The organism is Acinetobacter sp. 1125_18A, assembly GCF_052824985.1.
This window is the reverse complement of the sequence record NZ_VTDG01000002.1, coordinates 308,046-330,063: the sequence shown is the minus strand read 5'-3', so window position 1 is coordinate 330,063 and position 22,018 is coordinate 308,046. Positions and strand designations below refer to the sequence as shown.

Annotated in this window: 21 protein-coding genes; 15 read left to right on the top strand and 6 right to left on the bottom strand. The window is 33.1% G+C overall.

Translation table 11 applies throughout. From position 1 onward, the window contains the following. Positions 1–25: 25 nt before the first annotated feature. From FY049_RS04440 to relB (FY049_RS04405), 8 genes are all read left to right on the top strand, one after another. On the top strand, positions 26–517 hold the full coding sequence (locus tag FY049_RS04440; protein WP_004722874.1) for a flavin reductase: 492 nt from the start codon (positions 26–28) through the stop codon (positions 515–517). Positions 518–1,152: 635 nt separating this feature from the next. Next, positions 1,153–1,707: a TetR/AcrR family transcriptional regulator gene (locus FY049_RS04435; protein WP_034610096.1), complete on the top strand. Its 555-nt coding sequence runs from the start codon at positions 1,153–1,155 to the stop codon at positions 1,705–1,707. A 189-nt stretch (positions 1,708–1,896) separates the two neighbouring features. Beyond that, on the top strand, positions 1,897–2,013 hold the full coding sequence (locus FY049_RS04430; RefSeq protein ID WP_412676233.1) for an XRE family transcriptional regulator: 117 nt from the start codon (positions 1,897–1,899) through the stop codon (positions 2,011–2,013). A 302-nt stretch (positions 2,014–2,315) separates the two neighbouring features. Then, positions 2,316–2,588 carry a hypothetical protein gene (locus FY049_RS04425; protein WP_327858173.1) on the top strand — a complete coding sequence of 91 codons (273 nt, stop codon included), beginning with the start codon at positions 2,316–2,318 and terminating at the stop codon, positions 2,586–2,588. A 1-nt stretch (position 2,589) separates the two neighbouring features. Continuing rightward, the gene (gene hxsB, locus FY049_RS04420; RefSeq protein WP_327858174.1) at positions 2,590–4,011 is read left to right on the top strand and encodes a His-Xaa-Ser system radical SAM maturase HxsB; all 1,422 of its coding nucleotides are present in this window, start codon (positions 2,590–2,592) and stop codon (positions 4,009–4,011) included. Between the two features lie 5 nt (positions 4,012–4,016). Continuing rightward, positions 4,017–5,201 carry a His-Xaa-Ser system radical SAM maturase HxsC gene (gene hxsC, locus FY049_RS04415; protein WP_446083252.1) on the top strand — a complete coding sequence of 395 codons (1,185 nt, stop codon included), beginning with the start codon at positions 4,017–4,019 and terminating at the stop codon, positions 5,199–5,201. Positions 5,202–5,256: 55 nt separating this feature from the next. Beyond that, a complete protein-coding gene (gene hxsA, locus FY049_RS04410) occupies positions 5,257–5,892 on the top strand; it encodes a His-Xaa-Ser repeat protein HxsA (RefSeq protein WP_327858176.1) in 636 nt (211 codons plus the stop codon). Positions 5,893–6,325: 433 nt separating this feature from the next. After that, positions 6,326–6,460 carry a type II toxin-antitoxin system RelB family antitoxin gene (gene relB, locus FY049_RS04405; RefSeq protein ID WP_446083323.1) on the top strand — a complete coding sequence of 45 codons (135 nt, stop codon included), beginning with the start codon at positions 6,326–6,328 and terminating at the stop codon, positions 6,458–6,460. Between the two features lie 264 nt (positions 6,461–6,724). Here the strand turns inward: relB (FY049_RS04405) and FY049_RS04400 are convergent, their stop codons facing one another. After that, a complete protein-coding gene (locus tag FY049_RS04400) occupies positions 6,725–6,874 on the bottom strand; it encodes a hypothetical protein (protein ID WP_446083251.1) in 150 nt (49 codons plus the stop codon). Between the two features lie 67 nt (positions 6,875–6,941). On the opposite strand from FY049_RS04400, the gene FY049_RS04395 reads away from it, so the two are divergent. From FY049_RS04395 to relB (FY049_RS04375), 5 genes are all read left to right on the top strand, one after another. Continuing rightward, positions 6,942–8,051: an AcrVA2 family anti-CRISPR protein gene (locus FY049_RS04395; RefSeq protein WP_446083250.1), complete on the top strand. Its 1,110-nt coding sequence runs from the start codon at positions 6,942–6,944 to the stop codon at positions 8,049–8,051. 206 nt (positions 8,052–8,257) lie between these two features. Then, the gene (locus tag FY049_RS04390; RefSeq protein ID WP_446083249.1) at positions 8,258–9,079 is read left to right on the top strand and encodes a hypothetical protein; all 822 of its coding nucleotides are present in this window, start codon (positions 8,258–8,260) and stop codon (positions 9,077–9,079) included. A 1,284-nt stretch (positions 9,080–10,363) separates the two neighbouring features. Then, entirely contained in the window at positions 10,364–10,870 is a 507-nt protein-coding gene (locus tag FY049_RS04385) for a hypothetical protein (protein ID WP_446083248.1), read from the top strand. Positions 10,871–10,902: 32 nt separating this feature from the next. Further along, on the top strand, positions 10,903–11,322 hold the full coding sequence (locus FY049_RS04380) for a hypothetical protein (RefSeq protein WP_446083247.1): 420 nt from the start codon (positions 10,903–10,905) through the stop codon (positions 11,320–11,322). A gap of 162 nt (positions 11,323–11,484) precedes the next feature. Then, a complete protein-coding gene (relB, locus tag FY049_RS04375) occupies positions 11,485–11,664 on the top strand; it encodes a type II toxin-antitoxin system RelB family antitoxin (RefSeq protein ID WP_446083246.1) in 180 nt (59 codons plus the stop codon). A 78-nt stretch (positions 11,665–11,742) separates the two neighbouring features. Here the strand turns inward: relB (FY049_RS04375) and FY049_RS04370 are convergent, their stop codons facing one another. The 5 genes from FY049_RS04370 to FY049_RS04350 form a co-directional block, all read right to left on the bottom strand. Further along, positions 11,743–13,749 carry a TniQ family protein gene (locus FY049_RS04370; RefSeq protein WP_446083245.1) on the bottom strand — a complete coding sequence of 669 codons (2,007 nt, stop codon included), beginning with the start codon at positions 13,747–13,749 and terminating at the stop codon, positions 11,743–11,745. Further along, on the bottom strand, positions 13,749–14,699 hold the full coding sequence (locus FY049_RS04365; RefSeq protein ID WP_446083244.1) for a TniB family NTP-binding protein: 951 nt from the start codon (positions 14,697–14,699) through the stop codon (positions 13,749–13,751). Before FY049_RS04365 ends, FY049_RS04370 begins: the two co-directional genes overlap by 1 nt. Then, positions 14,692–16,578 (bottom strand): Mu transposase C-terminal domain-containing protein, encoded by a 1,887-nt coding sequence (locus tag FY049_RS04360; RefSeq protein ID WP_446083243.1) that lies wholly within the window; start codon positions 16,576–16,578, stop codon positions 14,692–14,694. Before FY049_RS04360 ends, FY049_RS04365 begins: the two co-directional genes overlap by 8 nt. A 1-nt stretch (position 16,579) precedes the next feature. Next, positions 16,580–17,281 carry a TnsA endonuclease N-terminal domain-containing protein gene (locus FY049_RS04355; RefSeq protein WP_446083242.1) on the bottom strand — a complete coding sequence of 234 codons (702 nt, stop codon included), beginning with the start codon at positions 17,279–17,281 and terminating at the stop codon, positions 16,580–16,582. A 208-nt stretch (positions 17,282–17,489) separates the two neighbouring features. Further along, a complete protein-coding gene (locus FY049_RS04350) occupies positions 17,490–17,714 on the bottom strand; it encodes a DNA-binding protein (RefSeq protein ID WP_446083241.1) in 225 nt (74 codons plus the stop codon). 203 nt (positions 17,715–17,917) lie between these two features. Between FY049_RS04350 and FY049_RS04345 the strand changes: the two genes are divergently transcribed. Together FY049_RS04345 and FY049_RS04340 are read left to right on the top strand one after the other, a co-directional pair. Continuing rightward, positions 17,918–20,152 carry an ATP-dependent nuclease gene (locus FY049_RS04345; RefSeq protein WP_446083240.1) on the top strand — a complete coding sequence of 745 codons (2,235 nt, stop codon included), beginning with the start codon at positions 17,918–17,920 and terminating at the stop codon, positions 20,150–20,152. Next, complete coding sequence (locus FY049_RS04340) at positions 20,139–21,980, top strand: UvrD-helicase domain-containing protein (protein WP_446083239.1); 1,842 nt, start codon at positions 20,139–20,141, stop codon at positions 21,978–21,980. The genes FY049_RS04345 and FY049_RS04340 overlap by 14 nt, the downstream gene beginning before the upstream one ends. Positions 21,981–22,018 lie beyond the last annotated feature (38 nt).

The following is a 22,018-nucleotide window of genomic DNA, read 5'->3' as shown; positions in this document are numbered from 1 at the left end:
TACGGTTCAATTTAGGAATAATGAAATGATTGAAGCAACAGACTTTAGAAATGCAATGTCTTTGTTGACCAGTGCAGTCAGTGTCATTACCACGACAGGTTTGTCTGGTCGTTACGGATTTACTGCGTCTGCCGTATGTAGTGTGACGGATTCGCCTCCGACTTTATTGGTCTGTATGAATAAAGCGGCGAGTTCTCATGTGCATTTTGTTGAAAATAAAATTTTAACTGTAAATGTTTTAAGTGCACATCATCAGCATATTTCTAAAGCGTTTTCGTCTAAATTAAGCCCAGAAGAACGATTTAAACATGGTGTTTGGACAGAATTAGAAACTGGCGCACCGGTTTTAGATGATGCTTTGGTGAATTTCGATTGTGAGATTGAGCAAATTCAAGAAGTTGGAACACATACGATTTTTATTTGTCGTATTGTGGCGATTCAACAAAGCGAACATGATCAAAGCTTGGTTTATTTTAATCGTTCTTATCATCATGTTGGGCAGACTGAAGTTGCTTAAAGCCAGTTTGCTTTTGGCTTTGCGTCTTATGCCAGAGCTAAAAATAATAAGGCGTGTTGATCGATTGAATTGATCAAATACGCGGGTTTAATATAGTCATAATCAATTGTTTAATTGATTGAAAAATAATAATAATTTTAATGTTTTACAGAAAATCCAACATTGACACTCGAAAAATCTCCGATTATTCTTTGCTGGCTGGCCTACATTGCCAGTCGGTTTTAGCAGACCGTTGCCTAAGTGCATTGAAAAAACTTGTTTTTTTGATGTAGACTCGTTCGTCCCCCTTTTGTTGCGGTAGGACGGGAGGGGGACGCCTCAGGGCGTGCTGATTCTTAGGTTCAGTCTGCTAACCCTCTTTCGTTCTGCCACCATAATTTTTATACATTGGCAGAATTTTGAATTGTTCAGGAGTTGGCCATGTATTTTATTCGTACACCTTCAGATTAGCGTTTAGCGCGGTTTAACAGCCTTTGGGCTTTTAGGCATTGGCTGGTTATACCTAAAAAATATCAACAATAAAACTTGAGATCCACTCTGCTTACCTTTTGAAGCCGTTGCATGCTTCTTTGCTTATAACAAGATAGAGTGTGGTTTTATCTCATTAAAACAAAAAAATATTTATAGGGAAGATTATGTCAAATTTAGATATTTCATTTCGAGCTTTAAGGGTACTCGACACCTCTCGAAGACTCTTTAACCTATACGGTTTTCATCATGTTGGGGTAAACCGTATTATTGAGTCTGCCAGAATTCCAAAAGCCACGTTTTATAAATACTTTTATTCTAAAGAGTGTTTGATTGAAATGAGTTTAACCTTTCAAAAAGATGCACTGAAAGAAGAAGTATTTACGATGATTTATAAAAAGAAAGATTTTACTGTTTATGAAAAGCTTAAGCATATTTTCTTTTTACATGCCAATTTGGAAGGGTTTTATCATCTACCGTTTAAGGCTATTTTTGAAATTGAAAAGCGCTATCCCAATGCTTATCAAATCGTAGTTGAGTATCGACATTGGCTGATTGATGAAATTTATAAATTGCTTTTAACCAGCAATGTGAATGCTTCAAAACAAGATGCACATATGTTCTTGTTTGTGATTGATGGGGCAATGGTTCAGCTTCAGGGTGAAAACAGTGTGGATGATCGAGAACGGTTAGTGGGGTGTTTTTTGGATGGGTTGGGGTAGTGTTGTTTGGGGGGAGATATATCGTTGTTTATGGTTGATAGGGGGTATTTTGGAAGCTCAATTGAGCTTTTATCATTATTTTATTTGAGGCTATACCAAGAAAATTAAATGATTTAAATTCTAGTATTGCTCGGCTTTATTTTTAATAAAATTGTGGTATCAAGACTTTGAACTCCGCGAGTCAAAAATGTGACTCAGGTTGAGTTTGCAAGACGTTTGAATAAGTCACAATCTTATGTGTCTAAAGTGGGAGTTTTAGAAAGCCGTATAGATGTGATTGAAGTAATGGATTGGCTGGCAGGGTAATACCCCCATTTTAAATTGATTTAATAGGTAGGAAGCCAAAGTCCTTATAATTGTTTAAATTTAGGTGGATTACCAGAGAAAGCATTTGAGTATGATCATGATATGTATAGATTGTTTGTGAGTATTTTTTGGAGTAGCCATTTAAAAGAGCTTCTAAATGAGGGTAATTATCAGAGAACTTGTTCATGAGCACTTCTAATTAAATTAAGTTGTATAACTATCTAAATTTTTATTATATAAACTAGTATATTGATATTTAATGTATTATATCTAATGTACATTAAATTTTTATTGAGGATAATGTGGGTCAAAAATTAATTCAGTTTGGTTTTGATATTCATAGTGAAATGTCAATAGATGAAATCATACAGGCATTGAGATTCTGCCCAATTTCTTATGACGTGGAGCAATTAGATTCCCAACGTTTCTTTTTTAAAGTTGTAGATTTCCAACAAAAAAGCCTCATTCTTAATTTCTTAAATGATTTTAAATTACGTCAAGAGTTGGATAAGCAAATTAGTCCACAACAAAAGTCTTTTGTTGATGCAATTATTTTAGCAAGTATAAGTAAGTAAAATGATTTTTAAAAATGTGGAACTAATGCCATTTAATTTTAAACGAATGGCAGATGATAACTATCTCATAACAAGTGTTACAGGCGATTTTGAGTTTATTTCTCATGATAATTTAAAAAAAGTCATTGCTAAAGATGAATCATTAGATATGGATCTCTATCTCAAACTGAAATCCAAATTTTTTCTGATGAGTCAAAATGCTATTGGTTCAAAGAGAGCTCTAGCCTCAAGGTTACATGCAAAGAAATCAACAATTTTAGAAGGAACTTCATTACACATTATTGTTGTGACGATTCAATGTATGCACTCATGTTCCTACTGCCAGGTCAGTCGCCAACAGGCGGGAGATGAGTTCACAATTTCTAGAAAAGATTTACTCTTGGCTTGCGATACTATCTTTGAAAGTACATCAAAGACTTTAACCGTGGAGTTCCAAGGAGGAGATCCTTTAATCAAATATGATTTAGTGAAACTTGCAATTGAGTACATTACTGAAAAAAATAAAGAGCTTAATAGATCTATTCGTTTTGTAGTAACAACAACATTGCACCAGTTAACCTCTGAAATGTGTTTATTTTTCAAAGAACATCAAGTGGTATTGTCTACAAGTATCGACGGTCTTGCAGACTTACATAATAAAAATAGACCAATTGCTAATCGAGATGCTTATGAAAGAACTATTACAGGCTTAGAGCTAGCACGTCAAGAATTAGGTCAAGGCTCAGTTTCTGCTTTAATGACGACTACACGTAAAAGCTTGGATTATCCTAATGAGATTGTAGATGCATACGTTAAATTAGGTTTTAAGGATATTTTTATCCGAGGTTTAAGTGATTATGGATTTGCTAAGAGAAACTCAAAGCGACTTGCACCAACTCACGCTGAGTTCTTAGATTTTTATGAGAAGGCATTGGAGCGTGTTATTTATTGGAATGAAAGAGGATATGAATTAATAGAAGTTCATTCCGCAGTCTTATTAAACAAAATCCTTTCTCCATTTGATCAAGGTTATATTGATCTCCAAAGTCCATCAGGTGCTGGGCTGGGGTGCATTGTTTATAACTATGATGGATATGTATATCCAAGTGATGAATCACGCATGTTGAAAGAAACAGGTGATAGTTCTTTACGCTTAGGTAAAATTGGTGAACCTTTATCTCAATTGTTAAGCTCTAATCTACAAAGAATTATCATTACTTCAAGTTTAAATTTTAATGATCCGAGTTGCAGTCAATGTGCTTATCTACCGTATTGTGGGCCTGATCCTATCAGTGCTTATAACGAATTTAAAACGATGACTCCACCAACACATTTAACCAGTCATTGTAAGCGTTACATGGGGTTATTCGATTTAATCTTTAACAAATACCAAAATTCTGACAAGTTCAGAAAGTTAGCAAACCGATGGGCTTTTAGTAAGTAGATACGATGAGAAAAATAAAACTAGAGTCAATCACAGAGTATACACCACAAATCTTTAGGGTACTTTGTTTAGATAATTTAGATGCGGAATGGTTGCCTCATCAATCTATTCTAGTACCGATCAATTTTGTTCAAGAGGTTGAAATCTTAAACCGATATATTCAGATTGGGTTAGATAATCTTTATCCAATTTATAGTTCAGGCTTGATTAACCAAGTTGGTGAAAATAATCTCTTTATTCCAGAACAGGAATTATTAGAATCAAACGATGTAGTTGCTATTGATCCACAAAAAAAGAGTTTAAGTGTGCTTTTAAGAGCAAGTGATACTCACCATACTTTGTTCTTGACTAATAGATGCAATAACTACTGCATTATGTGCTCACAGCCACCTACAAAGCATGATGATTCGTGGTTAGTAACTCAAGCATTAGAAATTATTGATCATCTAAACTATGAGCCAATGAATATTGGCTTAACAGGTGGTGAACCATTATTTTTAGATAAAAATTTAAGGCTAATTATTGATACCATTCATAATAAATTTCCTTCAACCAAAATTGATGTATTAACGAATGGACGTTTGTTTAGTAATCCTAATATAGCTGAATTAGTGTTATCTAATCTTGGCATGAAAGTAAACTGGCTTGTTCCCTTATATGGTCATGCAGATCTATTGCATGATTTTGTAGTACAGCAACATTCAGCTTTTGAGGAAACATTAGAAGGTCTTTATATTCTTCAACATTACGAACAACCAATACAGTTAAGAATTGTCTTAGTTAAGCCAGTATTAGAGAGTTTGATTGATTTATGTGCTTATATACGTACAAATCTTCCATTTGTGAATGAAGTGGCTTTGATTGGTTGTGAACCTATCGGTTTTGCACTTGCTAATAAAGAACTTAGTCGAGTTGATATTAAAGATTGGTGGGAAGAACTTAATATCGCAGTTGATATATTGATAAACTCAAAAATTCGTTTAATTCTAATGAATGTTCCTTTATGTTGTTTACCAGAATCTTTATGGGAGTTTTCTGCAAAAAGCATCTCAGATTGGAAAAATACCTATGATAAGGTATGTGAAAGTTGTGACTTGAAGAAAAAATGCTGCGGTTTATTCACGTGGTATCAAAATGGCTGGACGCCATCTGTTCTGAATCCTATAAAACTAGTTGATAATCATTGTTAATCGCTTGCATAATGTGAATGTTCAATAATAAATAGATTTATTAGGGGGGGGATTTTTGAGTAAATTTATAAAATCACTGGCTGTTTTTGCTGCATCAGCGCCTGTTATTAATAACAAAGTAGCTGCAGCAATTAATACAAGTATAAACTCATATGAAAACTTAGAACCTGTATCTATACGACCACTAAATTATGAGTATGAGAATATGTTTGCTGGCCATAGAAGTCATTCTAGTCATAGAAGTCATTCTAGTCATTACTCAGGGTCAGGATACTCGGGTTACTCAAGCTCAAGGACTCCTGTATACTCTGTGCCAAATTACTCAAACTCTAGTTCAAGCAGATCTTCAACATCAACAAGAAATAATTCAAATATAACTGTTAAAACATACCCGAATGTTCCAACTAGAGTCGATACTCACGTTAATACTTATTATGGTAATAATTCTAATATAAGTAATATTGCAACAGAAGAAGATCCAGTTTTAATGCAAGTAATGCAGATAAAGAGAGTGCAAATGGCTCTTTTTCAATTAGGGTATTACTCTGGAAAAATTGATGGTGATTTAGGTAAGAATACACGTAAGGCTATTGCTAATTATCAAGTTGATAAGAATTTATCAATAAATGGCCGAATGACGACTGAACTTTTGAATAGTTTAGGAATTTCTGCCGTTAATTATTATGAATAGATTATTAGTTAAGGATACTTTTTCCCAACTAGCCTAAAAATTCCTGCTTTTATTCATCTACTTGAAATTTTAGACTATTAGAAAGTTATTTTAAAAACTTAAAATTTTCTTTTTCCCTCGATTTATAACAAGCTTAATATTTTGAAAAATAGAGCCAAAAGGCTCTATTTTTTATTCTGATAAATGACAATTTATATGTCCGTCACGCGACACATAAGTTGACATTCGTGTCTTATATAAAACAGATAGTTAGAAAGCTTAACGACAGCCAGTTTCATGAAAATACGACAGATAAGATAACATTTTTTGAGAAAAACGACACATAAGATGACATTTTGATGGGCGACATATTTTGACGCTTAGTTTTAAGTTGGATATTGAAATTCAGTATAGTCATACTAAAATGAAAACAATGATTAGATATTGAGAGAGCATCTCAAAAGAATTTAATTTTGACTTAACAGTATCCGAATTTGATAGCTCCTACCACCAAGAAAGATATAAAGCATGGTTTAAAGCGAAAGTTGAAAAGGCTTTGACCGATCCCCATCCTGCCATTCCACAGTAGCAAGTTGTAGCATGATGAAAAAAACGTCATGAGGAAAGAGTAGCAAAGCCAGTCGTTAATGTATGAGAGTAATAAGTTTCTTACTGAATTACTTAAATTTTATACACTTTGGGGCTTGCCTATACTTTCTAAAATTTCTTTTAGCTGTTCAGGATTGGTCTCTTTCAATTCTGAAAAAACTTGTTCCAATGCCACTTCATGTAAACTATTTAGTAACTTATTTCTTGTTGGATTTCCAATATGTCGCTTTAATGCTTCTAATCGCTAATAGTTCCATTGAAATATACGAAATGGTACTTGATGATCTACACCAAAAGTATCAGTGATTTTATGGTCTTTAGCCTTAATTTGAGCAATCAAAATATCTAGTTTAGTTGGATCACTAGAGTCTTTTTTATACATAGTTTTTTGCATAACATCACCATTGTTTTTGATATGTGAAATTGATATGTTTTTTTATACCATTTACAAGGCATTCGCTATGGGGCAAACAGAACTAAGAGGTACACCAAAGCAGCTTATGAAGGTTATTAAATCACAAGAAATATCACCAATTAAGGTTTTAAATGCCTTGTCTGCAAACTACCTAGAACTTTGGAAATATGTAAATACAGGTGTGTTAGAAAATGGTGAGTTTGGTCACAAAGGCAATAGCGATGGACAAGTATTATTGGCGTATATTGCATGGTGGTTCATCATATTGAGAATCAAACATCCTCGTTTGGCTGATAAAATGTTTCTCGCTCACAAAAAAATTCAGATCGAACAAAAGCCAGTCACACCTCTTGATATACCATTCAGCTTTATACCTGAAACAATGGCAATTGCCGATATAGGTACATGGAGATATACAAAAGGGATATATAAGATTAATGATGACATCGCGCCTTTCTTATTAAATTTGGATTTTAAAGGAAATATTCCACTTGATAGAATAAGTAGGCTTCCTGAATGGTCAATTTATGTGGATTGTAGCAATCTTGCTTTATCAACATTCGGAAGAAAAATTGTAGGTTTTTGGGCAAGTATTAATTATTTTCCGTCCTCACTATATAAAGGAAAAAAAATATTACATTTTACAATGCTTTTTGAGGATACATTCGGAACAGATTTTAGCACCTGTATAAGTCTTGATGCTAATAACAAGTCTTTAGAAGAAGATACAATAAAAATTAGTCAATGGTTTAAACAAGGGCTTACTAGTGTAAGTCTTAATGAACTTGTCATTTTTAAAAAGAAAGCCCTACAGATTATTTTATATATCTGTCAGGATGAGCCAGATATTAGTGAAAACGGTAATGAAATTCTTGAGCTGAATTTCAATCCAACTCCACAACGTATTAAGGGTAAAAATAAACTTTTTGAAGCCAAAAAGATTCGCTACTTTGATGTTGGAGAAAAAGATGGACGTTCGATTAAAGAAGCACTTAATGTCTATCATAATTCAGGAAAAACCCAAGCCCCTCACATAAGACGTGCTCATTGGCATGGCTTTTGGAAAGGCTCAAGAAAGAACAATGCACAAGAGTTTTTCTACAAGTGGGTTGCGCCTGTAATTGTAAATGGTGATTTGGCTCAAGATAAAAATTAGTATTAAAATTTATTAATTTCAAATGGTTAAAGCCGCTAATGTATTTTAACTATCAAAAATTACTAAATATAGGTCATGGCTTTGTGATTTCATATAACTTAGGCTTTCACAATCGACTTTTTAATTCTTAGTATTCTCACCTAGTTTTGGTAATATTTAATTGATTTTTTATAATTTCTCCTAATTTTCATTCGAGCTTAAGTAATATGGCAGAGCCTTTAACCTATGCAACAAGTTTTTTTATAAAAATAATATCTTTTATTTTTGGTATTTTGTTTAAAAAACCATTTGAGTTGATTGGTAAATTTTTGTACTTAGAAGCATATAATGTTTCAACAACATATAATTTGTATTTAGAAATAAATAGAATATTTCGTCTTAGTCTGGGTGAAATTGTAGATTATGATATAAATTGGAGTGAAATTTATCTTAATAAGAAGCAACCTAACTGTACACTTCGTGTAAAAGCAAGAAATAATCAATATTTTCATAAAATAACTTTTTGTATTACTGCCTCTTTGGATAATTTAAAGTATCAATCTGTTGTAGATATTTATGACGTATCTAACATGCCTTGTATAGTAGCTTTACCAAGTATTCCTCTTAGAAATATAGAAGTTAAAAATGACAGACTCTATGAACCCTTCAGTCGTGTTAAAATTGAAATAAAGGAAATATTTGATAAGGAAGGGAATGCTATTGATTTTAATTGGGATTTGAAGAATACGGTTTATCCTGTTGATAATTTAGATAAATTTTTTACAAAAAAAGAAAGTGATGTCTATAAATGGGGGCAGTGGTGGAATTTAGATTTCTTAGAATCGGAAAAAGATGAGATATCAAGATATTTCCATGCTCATGCTTTTAACGCAAGATTTAAAAAATCAAAAAAATTTTATTTTTGGAAGGCTCTAGCTTGGTTGGTAGATATACGATTTATTCTAAATATATGCTTCTGGAGTAGAAACATAATTTGGGCCAAACAAATAAAGAAAGCTTTTGAGAGATTTTTAAAAGAGTATCAATGAAGCGAATTATTTGGGCTCTAATTAATTGCTCTATATCCTAAACCCTTCAGATTTAATATATCTTCTCGTTTAAATAACTTAATTATTTTTGGCGTTCCTAAATATATAAGCTCAATTAAGCCTTGGTACTCTAATTTCTCACGTGAGATTTGTGCATGCCAAGAAGAGTGCTGGCTTCGGCGCCAGTAAGATACCTTTCTTTAATTTTAATACCTCATTGTGCTCATGTTTTACAATAAAATGCCAGCATTGAAAATCATGAAAATGAATAAAACCTGTACCAACCCAATATTGGTTAAACCAATCTTCTGGACAATTTAGCTGTTACTCTTATTTGGATAAATACATGGGATCAATAAAGATGTATCAAGTGAAATGAATTAATCTAAAACTGTAATTTTGCTAATTTTGATTATAAATAGATTACCCTAATGATTGAATAGTAGTTTTTAGAAACTAGTAGTACTGAAGCAGTCATAGTTATACTTAATTATATATAGCTTAAATAAAAGCTAATAAACAGCAGATTGATGATGCTGCGCGACAACATTTAACGCAGTTGTTAGGGAAAGAGGTAGCCATTTAGACATAACTCTTATAAAGTAAAACATAGAATCGAATAGGAATAATTTTCCTATACAACGTTGACCACCTACTTTACATAACAGATAGATTCAACATTTGATATGACTAAAAAAGTGCGATGAACGATATCTTTTCGAAGGTTGCTACTCCACTCGTCCTCGACCAAAAATTCGAGTGGAGTAGCTGAATATCAACAATGGCATTACTGACATTATTGCTTTTTGATTCACCTTAAAGGTTACTCTATCGTTAATGCGATAGCAATAAAATGTACATTTATACATATAGCTGAACGGCAAACTGTGACGCAAGAATGTATTATTGATTTAGACGTTACTTCAGTGATGCCCTCTAATTAAGAGGTTAATGACGGTGAACTATTTTCACTTGTTTGTTCAACTTGTCAGTTTTGTTGCTGATATGTTGCAGATAGTCAATGTATTTATAAGCTAAGATAATTGAACCGCTTGCTAGTGCAGGCGGTTTTTTTGTGTGTGATGATAGATACTTGTTTACGGATTGAAAATTGGTTTTCCTTTTATAATCAAGAACTCGTCTAGCCGCTGGTGGAAAAGCAAATACAACTTAAACATAATAAGACAAAAGATTTAAATGCCAAAGACTTACCTTAAGAAAAAAAATACAAAATTTGTTAATTGTGTTATAGCTATGATTTATATAATTTTAAAGGTGTAATAAATGGACATTTGTAGTTTTGATTTTAACCTAGCTTCTAAGTTTATACCACTGGTTACACCTATTGTTGCTATATGCATATTTAAAAAGTGGAAGAAACAGAAAGGAAGTGAAGTTATTGCTAATGAGTCTAAAGAAGCAATAAAAGACTTACTCGAGCTTTCTGTAATAAATTTGAATATAGTATATGAGGGTTCAAAAAGTAAGACAGAATTAGAGTTAAAGTTATCACGGTTTAAAGAAGTATCAGCAAAAGCTCATAGGGCTATGTTGTTTCTTAATACTGATCAGAATGTAGTTAAATTAGGTCAGTTATTACCTGAATATTTCATAAACAAAGAAAGTGTATATCATCCTATCAAAAATGTAGTTGGTTGTTCAGATGAGATGCAAATAGTGGAATTTATCCAATTAGAAGGAACAAAACAGAATACTTTACGGCTCAATAAATGTATAGATAAATTAATCAATATCTTATATCCATATTCAATCTATAAAAAAACCATTTAAAGTTTCATATTAGATTGCTTAAAGGAGGCTCTATGGCTTTAGCTAAGTACAATCTTGAATGGTGTCAAAATTATGCAAAGCAGCATGAAGGTGAATGTCTTTCAAAAGAATATCTAGGTAGGCGAGTTAAACATCTATATAGATGTGAAAAAGGTCATGAGTTTTATGCCACGCCTGCCGTTCACATATATAAAAAATCTTGGTGCAATGAATGTAGTAATAGGGATGTTGCACATACTCTTGAATTCATTAAGGAGTTTATAGAAAATAAAGGCGGATTATTATTTTCTACAGAGTATCTTAATGTACGTCAAAAGCTTGAGGTGCAATGTGAAAAGGGGCATAAATGGAATCCAACTTTTCAAAATTTGTTTCATAATAACTCATGGTGTCCAGTTTGTTCTGGTGCAGACAGACGTACCTATGGTAAACGTGTGAAAGTTAAAAGTTAATTTTAATCTTTGTTTTGTTGCTACTCCAAAAATCAAAGGTTTAAGAGTAAGCTTGTATAATAATTCTTCTATAATTGTACAATTTAAATAAATTATGCGTCCTCTTATTAAAATGGGCAAATTCTGCTAAAATTTTAATCATACATTGATCGGTAATCATACATGAACATTGATTTTGATCCTCTTGTTTCTGAGTTTGATAGCTCAGACCATGAAGCTAAATATAACGCATGGTTCAAAGCCAAAGTTAAGGCATCACAAGCAGATCAACGACCTGGAATTCCACATGATCAGGTGGTTGCACGTCTCAAAAAACGTCGTGAGGAACGTAATCAGCGCTAATTATTATGAAGAGAGCAACATTGTTTAATGAACTAACTGAGTAATGATATAAGAGATATAAAGCGAACTATTTGTAATTTAGTTGATTGCCCCATATCCAAACTTCTTCAATTTTAATACATGTTCTCGTTTAAATAACTTAATTGTTTTTGGCGTTCCGAAATAAACAGGTTCAATTAAACCTTGGGATTCTAAGTTTGTCACATGAGATTTGTGCATGCCGAGAAGAGTGCTTGCTTCGGTGCTAGTAAGATAACTTTTCTTTAACTTTAGTACTTTATTAAGCTCATGTCTTTCAACAAAATGCCAGTATAGAAAGTCATGAATATGAATAAAACCTGTTTCAACCCAATATTCATGAAACCAGTTTGCAGAACAATTTAATTTTATAAGTGCCAGTTTTACTGATATGAATTTAGGATTATGCAGGTTTGCGATTAGAATGTTTAAAGATTGAATACTGATTGAAATACTTAAATTATGTGATGTATTTTTTTCAAGGACGCCTTTTTCGACTAATCTAGCAGTTTTATTCGGACTGATATTGAGTTTAGTTGCAGCCTCATTCAAAGAAATATAAGTTGGCGGAGGTTTAGGAAGTTGCTCCTCAAAACTAGAATGGCGACCTGTAAGAGTCGGATAGTTAACTATTTTATCAACAATTTCTTGATTTAAATCTCTTACGGATTCTTGCAAAAAAATGTTGTTGAATTCTCCATCAATATGTGGCCCACTGATTGGATGAATATCAATACTAGCGAGCTTTTCAGTAAGATTTTGAGGGATAACTTTTAGCTTTTTTGCTAAGCTGCCAACCAAGATGTATTTTTCATTGAACTCCTCTAAGTCTTTAGAATTAATAAAATAAGCACATCTAAACCTGACCAACAGTTTTTCTGCTTTTAAATAGCGAGTCCTAATCAAGTAACGAATGTTTTCATAATTAACATTCAGTTTAGCAGCCACATTAGTAATAGTGAGCCTTTGCCCATCTTTTCTTGGTGGATGTTTCAGTTTTTTGGGAGAAGGGTGAAGTGCCTTCTGAACAAGGAAATACTCTATATCGCAGCTCGAAAGGAATTTACGGTTTTTAGGAATATCCTTTGATACTACATACTGTAACTTATTGTTTTCTATCCACCTTTGAATCGTCGAATAGCATATATCTAAGATTTGACAGCTTTCCTTAATAGTTAATAATTGGAATAAATGTTCTGGGGCCAATTCAGTGGATACAGGCAATTGCTCAAGAATCTTCTTAGTATATTGTCCAAAATACATGGTATCCATAATAAGGAATGGAACTAGCTGAATTCTTGGATGGACTTGATGGGACCTCTGAGATATCCAGTCAACCATCCTTTCTATAGAGGAATCACGATTCATAAAGAATAAATAGGTTATTTCAAGCAATAGTTCTATTGAAGGTGGGACTGGATCATGTGCTGAAAATTTTTTAAGTGTGGACCAGAAGATTTTTAATAAATTGAATTTTTCTTGTTCTTCAGTTTCTATAAACTCTAAAAACCATCGGATATGTTTAGTTTGTTCATCTGATACTGCCTTAATTTCGCAATTCCTTATATCACCTAGGCACTTTGAACAAATATAGATTTCGGAACGCAAACTACTGAGCGTTGATTGGCATCTAGGGCAAGTCGTGTGTAAGCGAATTTGGTGCTTCAAACATGCATAGTATGGTTTAACTAGCCAAACTTTTCTCCAATACGGTATTTCTTTTAAGCAAAGTGGACAAAATCGTTCGACATCGTTTGAAAAAAAATAATCTGATATTACTAGTTTATTTTTCCAGATTACATTCCCACGTAAGGTAGAACTATGCCTTTTGAGCGATAACTCTTTTAAATAATCAGGAAGCTGAAATTTCTTGAGTATGTTAAGGAAGAGATAATCATGTGTGATTATTGAGCTCAGTGTCTCTTTGTATTTGAGATCTATTCTAGATCGATAAAAAGTTGAGCTATGGATATGCCCATTCAGCTTGATGAGACGGATGAGAAAACTTCCAGCGGTTTCATCAGGAAATGGTATTGGGATTGCTGGTATTAAAGGCTTCTCTTGCATCAGTGATCACCCTTCATTCGTTGTACTAGTTTTGACGTGTCCATATGAAAAGGATTCTGTGTAGTCATATTGGTATATGAGGTAATGCCCTTATCCCACGCCAAGGAAAAATGCTGTTGAGTAATAACGTCACTATCTGCAAGAAGGGCGAATAGTAGTGCTTCTGTGATCAGTGAAATAATGTAGTGATGGTATCCCCTAGTTGAAGCGTAAATCTGTAGAACGAATAAGGGATTAATTAATCGCGGTAAAAATTTTAATGTGAGTCTTTTTTCAATATTCTGTTCTACTTGTGATAGGAACCCGTAAAGGGTTCCTGGTGATTGAGTTGAACCGATATTTAAACGAGATAACTTGAATATTAGTGGAAATCGTCGTGCAAGCTGGCTATCTATTTGCAATAAAGGTGCAAATTCAGGTAAGCCAATTAAGCAGGAACTTATGTTGGTTGAGTCTGTCACTGTTTTGATCCAATTACAGACATCAATATTCATCTTCCTCGATACCTTTTGCATATCAAATAAATGATGAAATTCATCCATAAGGATCAGTTCCGTTTCACAAAGCTTTAACAGATAGCACAAACGTTCTGTCATCTGTGCTGTTGTTCCAGAAAGAGGTGCTGGATCATTCAAGGCTTTTAGCATCATGCCAGCAACAGATTTAACTGTTGCTGGCGATGGGATTTGTATATAGAACACAGGAACTACTCTTTTGGTGTAGCCATCTTCTTGTTTTTCATAACAAGGATTTTTTTTCAGTATTGCTTGTGAAAGTGTCGTTTTGCCAAGCCCACCTTCTGCAATAAGTAAGCTACCTATTGGTTTCTGATAGGCTTTCGTCTGTTCTGCACAAGATGTAATACCGTTATAAGCTTTGGTAAACTCTGAGGAGGTAATGACCATGTTGCTAATTCTTTTAATTAATTCAACTGCATCTAACTTATTCATCATCAAACTCCAATGTCCCAAAACCATCATCGACGTTTGATTGATTTAGAAGCTCCATTTCGGAAGATGAGATAAATGTTGAAACTGATGGGTCTATTGGTTGAGACACTGTACGTATATCTTGCTCTAAGAGATTCTTGAGTGTTTCAGGAAGCTCTAGTTTCAACTGCTTTAACTTCTTGTTTTTAGAGCAAGCATCTTTTTGAATACGTTCGTATAACTTCCATCGAGCGTACCATACGCGATGCTTTCCTAATCTTTGCTTATCTGCTTGAGATACCAGTTTAAGTTCCTTGCGAATTTCAAGATGTTCTTGCAGAGAGAGATTCTTGGTGTAATCAGGCTCTGTTGAGTCCGCTCGTATTACTTCATCAATTGATGAGTGTTTGACATATACGTACTCTAAATTGAGCTCATCAATCATCACAATAACGTCAGTTAAGCCATTTGCTTCAAGGGTTGCTAACGCATGCGAAAAGTAGGTCAAATATTCAAATTTGACTTGTCCTTTATGAATTTTTCTACTGATTGGCCGACGCGCAATAATATCTACTTCATCAGTTGATATGGTTAATGGTGGACAACTTTGAGAAGCATCTTCCCAAAATAGCATTGGTGCTCTTCCCGTCATTGAGTGGATTGAGCAGTGATATATATTATGAATCCATTCATTAACATATGATTTCAAATTTTCTAGGGTAACACTTGCATGTTTTTTTGACTCATAGTCTCCCCGAGCTTTAGGATTTGAATATGTTGTACCTGGTAGTTGTTGAATTATGCCAAAAGTAAGCGTACCAAAAAAACGCTCAATATGGGCTTTATTATCTGGGTTCCTGTTTTGAGCTGGTTGAATTGTAATTTTCAAATGATTACAGATATGGCTTAGTGCAGAATTTTTAAACTCGACCCCATTATCTGGGATAATTAGGGAAGGAATGCCCCCAGGTAAATTCTGAGATGGTCGTAAAAGCATATTTTTTAATAGAGCTAAAGTTGTTGTCGCACTTGGAGGAAGCATACAAATGTAATAGCCAACAATAGCTCGGGTATGTACATCAATCGCACAACTTAGATAAGGGCGTCCAAGGGGAAGTTTAGTTGTCGAATCAATAATGATAATGTCTAGAATATGAGTATCAATTTCAACAAGCGATAGAATGAATGGGCTTTTTGTCTTTCGTCCTGCTGCTTTAAGAAGCTGTCTAGCTGTATGTGCTCCCTCGTTTCCTTTAACAAGTATATATGGATCATATAGCTTGAGCTTACGTTGGATTGTTCGAGTGCATGGTGGTTCCTCCTTTAAGTCTTGCTCTAAAATTTTTTGACTAATACTTACCTCAATATTTTGTACTGTTAGTGCAAGAGTTTCATCGTTGATGATTTCATCTATAGCACTGAAGATAATTTGCTCCATTTGTGCTGTAAATCTGAAGTATTTATTGCCAGGTTTTTCTTTATAAACATTAAGTAAATTATGGTCATTTTCTAGATATCTACGAACCCAACGTACTACTGTTGATGTACTAGGAGGGAAAGGGTCATTTATCTTTTTAGCAATTTCAGGAATTAAAGCTCCAATTTTTTTATGAGAAAAGTAGTCATCTAATGTGGTAACAATAACTTTTATATAATTTTCAGCTCGTCTAGTCTTATCAAGTAATTGATCATTGAGTAATAGCTTATGGGGAGCAGAGGTGCATTGAATCTCTCCAGTTTTATATCTTTCAGAAAAGCTATTAATGGGGATGTTACTTATTTTCCCACCATTCACTGCGGAAAAACGAACTACATTGTTGTGTACATAGGTCACTTCAAAATTTGTATCTTTAAAAGAAAAACGTAGACCTACTTGAGGAATAAAATCAGGAAGAGTCATCTTAGATTCCTCCTTGTTTATCATTTGGCGTATTAAGCTTTATATATTTATGAAAGATGAGAAACTCACCTAACTCCAAGGGCAAGCTATTGTTTTTTAATATGCTCATCAATTGTTTTTTAATCAGCAATGTACCAGGTGTCAGCAGGGATAGAGCAAATTGAATTTCAAAACTAGACCAGCTTCTTGCATGACTTCGCCGATTGTAATGCAGTAAGACTTTTACTTCCGCGTCAGAATACAATTCATGACGATCGACAATGTCAAAACTAATTCCGTTTGGAGCTAAGAAAGTTTTCAAACGTTGATAACGTTCGATATCTTCCTGATCTAGAAACCTTTTTGAAGGCTTAACTTCATGGAAAGCAATCTCTTCATTTGTATATTTGATGAGAAAGTCTGGAAAAAGAAATTGATCCTGGCTTATTGAAATTTTTAAGGCTTGGGTACGATAGCATTTAACAGACGGATTTCGCTCAAGTTGTATTGCATGGGCTAATTCTAGTTGGCTTTCGTACGGAATCATTCCATTATTCTTATAACTAGAAAATAATCCTGTTCTTTTTCCTACACTGCCTTGACTAATATGTCGTTGACCATGCAAGACACCATCAAGATCTGGTTTTTTATTGAATGCATCAACAATCTGCTGATGTAATAAGTCTGGGGAATTTCCCCATGGATCAGTTGTAAAAATATTCATGATATATCTTCCATATATGCTTCATTCGATGTGCACTTTTTTGTTTTTTAGGGACGAAAAAATTCGCTCTGTAAAAACAAAATACGAGTGCAACTCTTGACGAATGGCTCTACACAGAAGATACTTGGATTGTCAGGTCTCTATATCTAGGTGTAGAGCCAACGGATCCGAAAGGATCCGTTTCTATTTGTGCTTTATGAAATTCTTGTCACAGCGTCTCCTTAATTTTTTCGAAAGTAAAATCAGGTTCTATAATTCCATCCTTTAGACCAAGTTTGACTGCGATCTGGTGGCTTTTACCTCGGGTAGGCTTATGCTTGGCATTTAGAACTTGATATACCTGCTTTGGAGAGAAACCATTCTCTCTAGCCCATTCAGCAATTGATAATCCTCTGATTTGTAAAGTTTCTTTGACTTCACCAGGTGTTCTCATAAAAAATGCCTTACATAGAAATATGTCTATATAGGTTTATTTATATACAAGTTGAGAGAGGGTATCAAGTTTGATTTTAATTTAACTTATTGTTTTTTCAGCATTTTGTGTAATATATTGAATTTTATTTACAAAACTATAGAAGATTTCAAAATAATTTCGTAATGTTAAGATTATGTTTTATAAAATAATTAGGGGTAAAAATGAGATTAGTAAAAGCTGAAATAAAAAATTTCCGAAAACTAAAAAACTGTTCACTGAGTTTTTCATCAGATCAAACGATTCTTGTTGGTGCAAATAACAGTGGAAAAACCTCTGCGATGAAAGTTTTAAAATTATTTCTAAAACATGAATCTTCAAATGAAGGTTTTAAATACACAGATTTTACATTTGATAATTGGGGGCAATTGAATAAGAGGGCTCAATTTTGGCTTAATGAAACAGTTATAATGAATGCAGAGGAAGAATTACAAGAGTGGAAAAATTTGTGTCCTACTTTAGACCTCATCCTAAATGTGGAATCTTCTGAAATTCATCATGTAATAGAGTTTTTACCTTCTTTGGATTGGGATGGGGGGCTCATTGGCTTGAGATTAAGGTTAGAGCCTAAAAATATAGAAGAATTGCGAAATGATTTTGTTGAATTATGCCATGAGAATAAGAGAGTTATGTCGGAGAATGGACAAATTGAACTTAGTAATCTTTGGCCTAATGAAAATATACAAGAGTTTTTAAGTCGCCATCTAGATAAATATTTTAAGATAAAATCATATGTTATTGATCCATATGTTAAAGATACAGAAGAGCTTATATTGGATACTAGTGAGCCTCTGAAAGGCCTAATAAAAATAGACGTCATTGGTGAAGATGCAGGTTTTTTTAATAGTAATGGTGCAAAAAATTTATTATCGACAATTATCCAAAGTTTTTATAAATCACATTTTGATAATGATGATCGTAGGAAAACAGCTAATGATTTAGTAGCAATTAGAGCAGTTAATGACTCTAAAAGTGCTTTTGATACGACTCTAACGGAAACTTTCTCAGAAATATTAAGTGAAATAAGAGACTTAGGATATCCTGGAAGTAAAAATGATCCTAATATAAGTATTTCCAGTAAGATTGACCAAATAGAAACATTAGGTCATGAAAGTGCAATACGCTTTAAGATCAATAATGATGATGGTGAAGAGGAAATTAAAATCCCTGAAGGGTTAAATGGATTAGGTTTTCGTCGGTTAATTTCTATCACTTTAACATTAATAGATTTTCGTGAGTCTTGGTTAAGAAGTAATAGATTAGATCAAGAACCCATAGAACCTTTACATCTAGTTCTTATTGAAGAACCTGAAGCTCATTTACATGCACAGGTACAGCAAGTTTTTATAAAGAAAGCATATGAAACCTTGTGTCATGGTCAACCTAGTCATTGTAGAACACAATTATTGGTAAGTACTCATTCAAGCTATTTGGCACGGGAACTAGACTTTTCAAATCTACGTTACTTTAAAAGAAAAAATAGTGACTTGATACCACATGCAGAGGTAGTAGATCTTTCTAAAACTTTTGATGAAAATGCATCACAAAACGAGAAATTTGTTACTCGTTATATTAAAACTACTCACTGTGATTTATTTTTTGCGAATGGAATTATTCTGGTTGAAGGTGATGCAGAAAGGTTGTTAGTACCTCATTTTATTAAAAATCATTTTCCTAAACTTAATAGTAGTTATATCTCAATCCTTTCTGTCGGTGGAGCACACGCTCATAGATTGCAAAGTTTGATTGAAAAACTTGACTTACCCTGTTTGATTATTACTGATTTAGACTCAGTTATAAAAACAATCCAAATGGACGAAGAGGGGAATATTAAGATGAATAAAGATAATACTGAAAAAGTAAAGTATGAGAAATGCATTCCTCTTCTTAATAAAGGTCAATTAACGAATAATGATACACTAATAAAATGGTTACCTATGAAAGATCAAGTTGATGATCTATTAAAGCTGGGGTATGAAGAGAAAGCTAATGGAAATATAAGAGTTAGTTACCAAACTCAGGTCTCTTTTGGTTTTAAAGGTGAACAGAAAATAGCATTTCCTTATACATTTGAAGAGTCTGTTTATTTTGAAAATAGACCCTTGATTAATACCGTCTTTAAAAAAGATATAAATAAGGATGATAAGCGGATAAAGGCAACTGGGGTTCTATTAAAAATGATTAAGGCAGAGGAGTGTGAAGACATTGATCATTTTAGGCAGAATATTTTTTCTGCGTTAGACAGTAATAAGGTTGATATGGCTATGGATTTAATTTATGGCCTAGAACCCAAAGAATTAAAAACACCGCAATATATTGATGAAGGCCTAAGTTGGCTAGAAAATAAAATAATAGGTGTTGATGAGTTGGTAAAAGGGGAAATTAATGAAGTCTGTTGATGCTGTGGTTTTAGAGGATTTAATTTTTGATTATGTATCTTCATCACCCCCTCAAAGTTTCGTTTTATATGCAGGTGCTGGTGCAGGGAAAACACATACTTTGCATCAAACACTCAAGAAGATAAAAGAAAATATTCTTTTGTCTCTGAGTCGAGAAAATAAAAAGCTTGCAGTGATAACATATACAAATGCTGCCTGTGATGAAATTAAAGAACGGATAAACTTTGATAGTAATTTTTTTGTTAGCACGATACATAGTTTTGCTTGGAGTTTAATTTCACCTTTTACAAAAGAAATTAAAGAAATAATTAGAGAGAGGTTGAAAGAGACAATTAGCGATGAGGAGGAAGCCTTAAGTAAATCTAGAAATTTAAACAATAAAACTAGTTTAGGTCGACAAGAGAGGATTAAGAAGTCTTTAAAAAGATTATCTTCATTAGAGTCAACTAGACGTTTTTCTTATAATCCAAATTCTTCAAATGTTGAGGAAAGCTCATTAGAGCATTCAGAGGTTATAGATGTTTTTTCAAAATTATTAATTGAAAAGAAATCATTTAAAAAAATTTTAGTGAATAAGTATCCGATTCTCTTTTTAGATGAAGCTCAAGATACCTATGAAAAAGTAATTGATGCATTAGTTCAAACACAAATTGAATTTCATAATCAATTTGTGATTGGTTTGTTTGGCGACAATATGCAACGTATTTTTACTAATAATAAAAAAGACTTAGACACCTTTGCTCCTGAGAATTGGAGACGACCACAAAAGGTTGAAAATTGGAGGTGCCCAAAAAGAGTAGTAAAATTAATTAATAAAATCAGATTTGATGCTGATAAATTCCAACAAGAGTCTAAAGTTAGTTTTGATGGTGTCGTTCGTTGTTTAATTATTGATTCTAATAATCCGAGTTTGGATAAGTTGTTAGTAGAGGATGAAATATGTAAAATTATGGGAGGGGTAACTAATGATGATAAATGGAATTCACGTTCTGAAATAAAAACCTTAATTTTAGAGCATCATATGGCTGCAACTCGTTCTGGATTTCATATATTTTATAAGCCATTGTATGATTCTGCATTGCGTAATAAATTAAGTGCCGCAGATACCCAATCCTTAAGGTTTTTAGTTGGTACATTTTGTGAGTTTATTAACTCCATAATATCTAAAAATGATTTTAATATAATAAAAATTTTAAGAACTAGTTCCGATGTTTTTCGTAATTTTTCTATTATAGAGGACCAGTTATCTTATTTGAAAATTATAAGAGATAAAAAAAATGAACTATTTAATTTGTTAACGGATAGTAATAACTCTATAAAAATTATTCTTAATTATATTTATGAAAACAGTCTCTTAAACATTCCACCACTATTATTACAAGCATTAATTTTGGATAGCCACGCTCTCGATGAAGATAACATGTCTTCAGAACTTATTGCATATAGCCAAGCCTTGGATGCCAAAATAGATCAATTATTTAAATATGCATCGTATATTGATGGAAGTTCAGCTTTTGATACTCATCAAGGTGTTAAAGGTTTGCAATTTGAGAGAGTAATGGCGATTATAGATGATGATGAAGCAGGTGGTTTTTTGTTTGATTATGAGAAGTTTTTAGGTATTAAGGAATTAAGTGCATCAGATATAAAGAATGAGTCGTTAGGGCTTGATAGTGCTTTATCCCGTACCAGAAGGTTATTCTATGTAATTTGTAGTCGTGCTGAAAAAAGTCTGGCAGTAGTGTGTTATACAAAAAGTCCGATGTTCTTGAAAGATAGATTAATCGAAAAAGAATGGTTTCTTGAAAGTGAAATACATTTAGTTTAATTAAAAATAAAAAAATCCGATATTAAATCGGATTTTTT